Genomic DNA, 8,356 nt, shown 5'->3' with positions numbered 1-8,356 from the left:
AAGCCGGTTCCGGCTGATATGCTGGCTGCTGTACCGGGGCCTGTTCCGGCTGGTAAGCATGCTGCGGCTGGTAAGCCGGTTCAGGCTGATACGCTGGCTGCTGTACCGGGGCCTGTTCCGGATGATAGACCGGCTGAGCCTCATACCCTGGCAGCGGTTCAGACCATGCCTGCGGCGCAGCGGTATCCTGCGCGGCCAAAGCCACCGGATCGGCAATGCTATGACCGTTCAACAGAGGATCGTAGGGGTCAAAATCGCCGGGACGTGCCGCACTGACGCCGGAGAACAGAACATCATCAGCATTTGCCGGACGCGCTGCGCTGGAGCCAGAAAAAAGGACATCGTCAGCGGCAACAGGCGCACCGCCGGCGCTGTACTGAACCTCGTCTTCGGCGTCATCCATCCGTTTACCCGAGAACAGCGCCGCATCGGTCTTACGCCCCATCGGATTAGAGAACTTCTCAGCCAGACGCTGGCGGCGAGCTAAGGCGCTGCGTAAAATTCGCGCGCGTCGAGAACCCTGCGGCTTCGCGGGTTCATCATCTTCATATTCTTCTTCATCATCTTCATATTCCCCTTCATCAACCCAGGTATCGTCACGACGGGTACGGTTGCTGGCAAACGTGAGAATAGAAAGAATCGCACCGCCGAGTTTTTCAGCAATGCTAACCCAGGACCAGCCGGTAAATAGCGTCAGTCCTGCCGCCCAGATGCAGAGCAGCGCGATTGTGCCGCCGCTGCTGTGCAGCAGCGGTTGCAGGGTGGTGCTCAACAGACTGCCGATCACGCCGCCGGAGGCGAAATACCAGATATCATCAGCGTTGATTGCCGCCAGACCGCAGGAAGTGAGGATCAGCGCCAGCGCGCCAATTAAACGCAGCGAGACGGCGAAATAGTCGATGTACTCGTCGTTTTCTTGATGACGCCAGGCAAACCAGCAGCCGCCGATAATGATGACCGGAATGGTATAGGCCATTACGCCAAAAATAAAAAATAGCGTATCGGCAAGCCAGGCTCCCGGCGTCCCGCCTATGTTGTGAATAGGCTCATGCCACGCCGTTTGCGACCAGCTAGGATCCGAGGGATTAAAGCTGAGTAAGGCCGCCATCAACCAGATGGCAAAAAGGGAGCAAAGAATGAGTAACGCCTCAAGGAGCCGGCGTCCGCTACTCAGCTTTGTGAATTTGACTTCTTTGTCTTCAGTGTATTCCTGGCTCAAGAAAGGCTCTCCAGGTATCAGGCTGTTTCCTGCCTTCGGCTAAAACGGACAACAGTGCCGGGTCTCCCCGGCACTGTTGCTGTATGGATTAACAGGAGTGTAATCAAACTACATCGATTTTGCACCTGTTCCGTGTTAGCGCGTCTTGATTACCAGACGATTACTCTGCTTGACTTCTTCCATTACCACATAGGTACGGGTGTCATTTACGCCCGGCAGGCGCAGCAAGGTCTCGCCCAGTAATTTACGATACGCTGACATATCCGGTACGCGGGTTTTCAACAGGTAGTCAAAATCCCCGGAAACCAGATGACACTCTTGAATTTCTTCAAGTTTTTGCACAGCGGAGTTAAATTGCTCAAACACATCCGGCGCGCCACGATTCAGAGTAATCTCAACAAATACCAGAAGTGATGCATCCAGATAGTGCGGGTTGAGCAGCGCTGTATAGCCCTGAATAAAACCCTGTCTTTCCAGTCGACGCACGCGCTCAAGGCAAGGCGTCGGAGAAAGTCCCACCCGTTTAGAAAGCTCGACGTTGGAAATACGCCCGTCTTTTTGCAATTCATTCAAAATATTACGATCAATGCGGTCGAGATCTTTGCCAGGGCGCTTCTTGCTATCTACCATTATTATTGTCTCTCTGTATTCCTTCCCTACTCCTGTTCCGACTCTGAGCCTTCACTGCCAGAGTCCATCCTGTTATCACCCGTACGACGTTGGGTAACCCAGGGGTACGTGAGAAGCCCGTTGCCTGACGGCAGTCACCGACATCACGCATGGCGTCTGTCCACACCATGCGTAGATTTCGCTAACCCGGATAAAAATGGCATTTGCGTGCATGAAAATTCGCCACACGCGAAACACTGCTTTTCTTCTTCCATGAATGTTTTCGCAAAAGCACAGGGGATTGTCAAAGCAAAACATCGATTTTTAGTACAAGATGCCAGATATTCATAATCCTCCCCGGTTGATTCTCATGTTTTCCTCTTATAATTGTCTCGCTAACAGTAGAATTAGTTATATTCTTCGTTCGTTAAATCGCCGATTAATCGGCAGCTTCTATTGCACATATCGTTAACAAAACCGCCGCGCTCTTTTTTTACGTCCACAAATTCCCTACAATCCAGCTCATGTATGCCAATAAATTATGAGGATCTCATGGGCACGGCCAAACACAGTAAACTGCTTATTCTTGGTTCTGGACCTGCGGGATACACCGCTGCGGTCTACGCAGCGCGCGCAAATCTGCAGCCGGTACTGATTACCGGAATGGAAAAAGGCGGTCAGCTGACCACCACCACGGAAGTGGAAAACTGGCCAGGCGATCCTAACGATCTGACCGGACCGCTGCTGATGGAGCGCATGCATGAACATGCCACCAAATTTGAAACCGAAATTATTTTCGATCATATCAACAGCGTCGACCTGCAAAACCGTCCGTTCCGCCTGGTCGGCGACAGCGGCGAATACACCTGCGATGCCCTGATTATTGCCACCGGCGCTTCAGCACGCTATCTGGGTCTTCCCTCGGAAGAAGCGTTTAAGGGCCGCGGCGTGTCTGCCTGTGCGACCTGCGACGGTTTCTTCTATCGTAACCAGAAGGTTGCCGTCATCGGCGGCGGCAATACGGCCGTCGAAGAGGCGCTGTACCTGTCTAACATCGCTTCCGAAGTGCATTTGATCCACCGTCGTGACGGCTTCCGCGCGGAAAAAATCCTTATCAAACGCCTGATGGACAAAGTGGAGAGCGGCAATATCGTGCTGCACACCCACCGTACGCTGGAAGAAGTGACCGGCGACCAGATGGGCGTAAGCGGCTTGCGTCTGCGCGATACCCAGAATGCGGATAACGTTGAATCCCTGGAGGTTGCGGGGCTGTTCGTGGCTATCGGCCACAGCCCGAACACGGCAATTTTCGCCGGTCAGCTGGAGCTGGAAAACGGCTACATTAAAGTCCAGTCCGGCATCCACGGCAACGCCACCCAGACCAGCATCCCGGGCGTCTTCGCCGCCGGCGACGTGATGGATCATATCTACCGTCAGGCGATTACTTCTGCGGGTACCGGCTGCATGGCAGCGCTGGACGCGGAGCGCTATCTGGATGGTTTAGCCGACGCTTGCAAATAATCTTTACAAGTCAGTAACAAAGGTAAAGAAGGCGACGAAAAGTCGCCTTTATTTTTGCCTCGTTGTAACATTGCCGTGCCCAAAAAACTCATAACTACACCTGCTAAGCGCGCAATGAATAAAACCCGTCAACAAGAGTTAACCCGTTGGTTAAAAGATCAAAGCATTATCTCCCGTCGCTGGTTGATGATTTCCCGCGTATTGGGCGTCGTTAGCGGCCTGTTGATCGTCGCCCAGGCCTGGTTCCTGGCGAGGATCCTCCATCGCATGATTATGGAAAATATCCCCGCGACGGCGCTGCTGCTGCCCTTTACGCTACTGGTGCTGGTCTTTGTGCTGCGCGCCTGGGTGGTCTGGCTGCGTGAAAGAGTGGGTTTTCAGGCCGGTCAACATATCCGCCTTGAGATCCGCCGTCAGGTTCTGGATCGTTTACAGCAGGCGGGACCGGCGTGGATACAGGGCAAACCTGCGGGTAGCTGGGCCACGCTGATCCTTGAGCAGATCGACGATATGCATGACTACTATGCTCGCTATTTGCCGCAGATGACGCTGGCCGCCTCTGTACCGTTGCTGATTGTTATCACGATTTTCCCCATCAACTGGGCCGCGGCGCTGATTCTGCTGGGTACCGCACCGCTTATTCCGCTGTTTATGGCGCTGGTGGGAATGGGCGCGGCTGATGCCAACCGGCGCAACTTTCTCGCTCTGGCGCGTTTAAGCGGCCATTTTCTCGATCGCCTGCGCGGTATGGAAACGCTGCGTATTTTTCATCGCGGCGAAGCGGAGACGGACAACATACGCGAGGCCTCGCAGGATTTCCGCCAGCGAACAATGGAAGTGCTGCGCCTGGCGTTTCTCTCCTCCGGTGTCCTGGAGTTTTTCACCTCGCTGTCGATTGCGCTGGTCGCCGTTTACTTTGGTTTTTCCTATCTGGGAGAGCTCAACTTTGGCCATTACGGCGCCGGGGTGACGTTGATGTCCGGTTTCCTCGCCCTGATTCTGGCTCCTGAGTTTTTCCAGCCACTGCGCGATTTAGGCACCTTTTATCATGCGAAAGCGCAGGCGATTGGCGCCGCCGATAGCCTGAAGACCTTTATGGAAGCGCCGCTGGCGCAGGCAGAGCGTGGGGAAAAGGCATTAAAAGATGATGAAACGGTAAGCCTTGAAGCTCGCGACCTGCTGATTAAGTCTCCCGAAGGGAAAGTGCTGGCCGGGCCGCTGAATTTTTCCCTGCGCGCCGGTGAACGCGTGGTGCTGGTTGGGCAAAGCGGCTCGGGCAAAAGCTCGCTACTGAATACGTTAACGGGTTTTCTTCCCTATGACGGCTCGCTCAAGGTCAATGGCGTCGAGTTAAAGAGTCTGGATGCGGACCGCTGGCGTCGTCTCCTGAGCTGGGTCGGGCAAAATCCACAGCTGCCCGCGGCGACGCTGCGCGAAAACGTCCTGCTCTCCTGCCCTGAAGCCACCGAAGCGCAGCTGCAGCTTGCGCTGGATAAAGCCTGGGTTAGCGAGTTCGTCTCTCTTCTGCCGCAGGGTATTAATACGCCTGTTGGCGATCAGGCCGGCCGGCTGTCGGTCGGGCAGGCTCAGCGCGTCGCCGTCGCACGAGCGCTGCTGGTGCCCTGTCGTCTGCTGCTGCTTGATGAGCCTGCCGCCAGCCTTGACGCGCATAGCGAACAGCGCGTGATGCAGGCGCTGACCAATGCATCAACGCAGCAAACCACGTTAATGGTTACCCATCAGTTGGAAGGACTGGCGAACTGGGATGCGATCTGGGTTATGCAGGATGGTCGAATTGTTGAGCAAGGCAGCTATTCGCAGCTGGCGGCCGCTGGCGGCCCCTTCGCGACCCTGCTCGCTCATCGTCAGGAGGAGATTTAAATGCGCGCATTATGGCCTTACCTGGCGCTGTACAAACGACACAAATGGCTGTTGCTGCTCGGTATCGTGCTGGCGATCGTGACGCTGCTGGCCAGCATTGGCTTATTAACGCTATCCGGCTGGTTCCTGTCGGCATCAGCCGTCGTTGGCGTGGCGGGCATCTACAGCTTTAACTATATGCTGCCAGCCGCGGGCGTGCGCGGCGCGGCGATTATTCGCACCGCGGGCCGCTACTTTGAGCGTCTGGTCAGCCATGACGCCACCTTCCGCGTTCTGCAGCACCTGCGGGTCTTTACCTTCAGTAAGCTGCTGCCGCTCTCCCCCGCCGGGCTGGCGCGTTTTCGTCAGGGCGAGCTGCTTAACCGGGTGGTTGCAGATGTCGATACCCTGGATCATCTCTATTTGCGCGTCATATCACCGCTGGTAGGCGCGCTGGTGGTGATCCTGGTCGTCACCGTAGGGTTGAGCGTGCTGGACGTCACTCTGGCCCTGACCCTCGGTGGTATTATGCTGCTCACCCTGCTGGTGATGCCGCCGCTGTTCTATCGCGCAGGTAAACCCGCAGGTGAAAGCATAACCCGGCTTCGCGGGCAATATCGCCAGCATCTGACCTCATGGCTCCAGGGACAGGCGGAACTCATGCTGTTCAACGCCAGCGACCGCTACCGGCAGCAAATGGAAAAAACGGAAGCGCGCTGGCTGGATGCGCAGCGTCGCCAGGCTGAGCTCACCGCGCTCTCTCAGGCGCTGATGCTGCTGATTGGCGGAATTGCGGTTATCGCTATGCTGTGGCTCGCCTCCGCGGGCGTTGGCGGCGATACTCAGCCAGGGGCGCTGATTGCGCTGTTTGTCTTCTGCGCGCTGGCGGCGTTTGAAGCGCTGGCGCCGGTAACCGGCGCATTTCAGCATTTAGGGCAGGTGATCGCCTCCGCAAAGCGCATCACGCAAATTACCGAGCAAGAGCCGGAAGTGGCCTTCCCTCAGGGCGAAGGCCAGACGCTGGATCGCGTCTCGTTACGCTTACATCAGGTCACCTTCAGCTATCCGCAGCAGCCCTCCCCCGCGCTGGAGAAAGTGTCATTGCAGATCGAGGCCGGAGAGCATATCGCCATCCTCGGACGAACAGGCTGCGGTAAATCGACCCTGCTGCAGCTGCTGACCCGCGCCTGGGATCCGGCTGAAGGGGAAATCTTACTCAACAATCAGCTGCTGGGGCAGTTTAATGAGGCGACGCTGCGCCGGGCGATGAGCGTCGTGCCGCAGCGCGTACATCTGTTCAGCGCTACGCTGCGCGACAACCTGCTGCTGGCTTCTCCCGGAGCCAGCGATGCCCGACTTGCCCAAACGCTTGAACGCGTCGGCTTAGCGAAATTACTGGAAGATAGCGGTCTGAATAGCTGGCTGGGTGAAGGCGGCCGTCAGCTTTCCGGCGGCGAGCTGCGCAGGCTGGCTATCGCCCGCGCCCTGCTTCACGATGCGCCGGTCATGCTGCTTGATGAACCTACTGAAGGCCTCGATGCGACGACCGAAAGTCAAATCCTTGATTTACTGGCGGAAGTGATGCGTGAAAAAACTGTGTTAATGGTAACCCATCGTCTGCGCGGACTGGCGCGTTTTAATCAGATAATAGTCATGGACAACGGGAAGATTATTGAGCAAGGTAGTCACGCAGAACTGCTGGCTGAACAGGGGCGTTACTACCAGTTTAAGCAGCGCCTGTAGGCTACTATTGAATCATTGCCTGATGCGTTGAGGTAAAAATGCGGCTGGTTCAGCTCTCTCATCATTCCATCGCCTTCCCCTCCCCGGAAGGCGCTTTACGCGAACCTAATGGCCTGTTAGCGCTGGGCGGCGATCTTAGCCCGGCGCGTTTACTGATGGCCTATCAGCGCGGTATTTTTCCGTGGTTTTCGCCCGGCGACCCTATTTTGTGGTGGTCCCCCGATCCGCGAGCGGTACTGTGGCCAGAGAAATTTCATCTCAGCCGCAGCATGAAGCGTTTCCATCAGCGCTCGCCTTATCGCGTCACGCTGAATCACGCCTTTGGTCAGGTTATCGAGGGCTGCGCCGACCACCGCGATGAGGGAACATGGATAACGCCGGGGATCGTTCAGGCGTACCACCAGCTGCATGAGCTGGGACATGCTCATTCTGTTGAAGTATGGCAGGGAAAGGAATTAGTCGGCGGGATGTACGGCGTCGCGCAGGGCGCGCTGTTTTGCGGAGAGTCGATGTTCAGCCGTGCCGAAAACGCCTCTAAAACCGCGCTGCTGGTCTTTAGCCAGATATTTTCGCAGGATGGCGGAAAATTAATCGATTGTCAGGTGCTGAATAAGCATACGGCGTCGCTGGGCGCAGTGGAAATTCCCCGCCGCGATTACCTCGACTATCTTTCCGTGCTGCGGACGTATCGTCTGCCGGAGCGATTCTGGGTACCAAGGATGCTATTTGCAGGAGAAGCATAAATGTTTTCAGCACATTTTTTGTTGGGATGTTATAATTGCGCGGTAGAGTAGCTTCTGCCCGTTGCCCCGCCGCCGTTTGGGAATAATAAGAGTCAGATAACACCCATTGTTCTGTCACTCCCCCTTTACGTTTGCGCCTGTCACCCGGTTTATCCGCGTGAATTACGGGTAATGCGCCAAAACTACTTCGGCGATTTGACGTAAAACTTTACATACTTGCTGAACTTCGGCATTATCTTGCCGGTTCAAAACTACGGTAGTGATACCCCAGAGGACTAGATGGCCAAAGAAGACAATATTGAAATGCAGGGCACCGTACTTGATACGCTGCCTAACACTATGTTCCGCGTAGAACTGGAAAACGGTCACGTGGTAACTGCGCATATTTCCGGTAAAATGCGTAAAAACTACATCCGCATTCTGACGGGCGACAAAGTGACTGTTGAGCTGACCCCGTACGACCTGAGCAAAGGCCGCATTGTCTTCCGTAGTCGCTGATCGTTTTCGCGCTTAGCGCGCCAGATGCTGAAGGCCGGGATAATTCCCGGTCTTTTCATTTCTGCGTCATTTACAACTTAAAGCGCGCAGATAAAAAAACCGGCCCTGATGAACTGACCCCATAATGTTGGACGGTTTATATCAAGCGGCTATCAGGGCCTGA

Annotated in this window: 7 protein-coding genes; 5 read left to right on the top strand and 2 right to left on the bottom strand. The window is 55.6% G+C overall.

Features of this window, described 5'->3' with window-relative positions; all coding sequences use genetic code 11:
- Both ABLU88_RS16160 and lrp read right to left on the bottom strand, forming a co-directional pair.
- A partial coding sequence (locus ABLU88_RS16160) for a DNA translocase FtsK 4TM domain-containing protein (RefSeq protein ID WP_348837105.1) occupies window positions 1-1,219 on the bottom strand: 1,219 nt, incomplete at its 3' end.
- Window positions 1,220-1,354: 135 nt separating this feature from the next.
- A complete protein-coding gene (lrp, locus tag ABLU88_RS16155) occupies window positions 1,355-1,849 on the bottom strand; it encodes a leucine-responsive transcriptional regulator Lrp (RefSeq protein ID WP_002439523.1) in 495 nt (164 codons plus the stop codon).
- Between the two features lie 531 nt (window positions 1,850-2,380).
- On the opposite strand from lrp, the gene trxB reads away from it, so the two are divergent.
- The 5 genes from trxB (at window position 2,381) to infA (ending at window position 8,193) form a co-directional block, all read left to right on the top strand.
- Window positions 2,381-3,349, top strand: coding sequence for a thioredoxin-disulfide reductase (trxB, locus tag ABLU88_RS16150; protein WP_004849433.1), 969 nt, complete (start codon window positions 2,381-2,383; stop codon window positions 3,347-3,349).
- 114 nt (window positions 3,350-3,463) lie between these two features.
- Window positions 3,464-5,230, top strand: a complete 1,767-nt coding sequence (gene cydD / locus ABLU88_RS16145) for a cysteine/glutathione ABC transporter permease/ATP-binding protein CydD (RefSeq protein ID WP_014228628.1) — start codon at window positions 3,464-3,466, stop codon at window positions 5,228-5,230.
- Entirely contained in the window at window positions 5,231-6,952 is a 1,722-nt protein-coding gene (cydC, locus tag ABLU88_RS16140) for a cysteine/glutathione ABC transporter ATP-binding protein/permease CydC (RefSeq protein WP_025108297.1), read from the top strand.
- A 38-nt stretch (window positions 6,953-6,990) separates the two neighbouring features.
- A complete protein-coding gene (gene aat, locus ABLU88_RS16135) occupies window positions 6,991-7,695 on the top strand; it encodes a leucyl/phenylalanyl-tRNA--protein transferase (protein ID WP_025108296.1) in 705 nt (234 codons plus the stop codon).
- A 279-nt stretch (window positions 7,696-7,974) separates the two neighbouring features.
- A complete protein-coding gene (gene infA / locus ABLU88_RS16130; protein ID WP_002211347.1) occupies window positions 7,975-8,193 on the top strand; it encodes a translation initiation factor IF-1 in 219 nt (72 codons plus the stop codon).
- Window positions 8,194-8,356 lie beyond the last annotated feature (163 nt).

The sequence above is a fragment of the Klebsiella sp. GW_Kp182 genome (assembly GCF_040062275.1).
In the GTDB taxonomy this organism is placed as follows: Bacteria; Pseudomonadota; Gammaproteobacteria; order Enterobacterales; family Enterobacteriaceae; genus Klebsiella; species Klebsiella michiganensis.
This window is presented reverse-complemented; position numbering and strand designations above follow the sequence as displayed.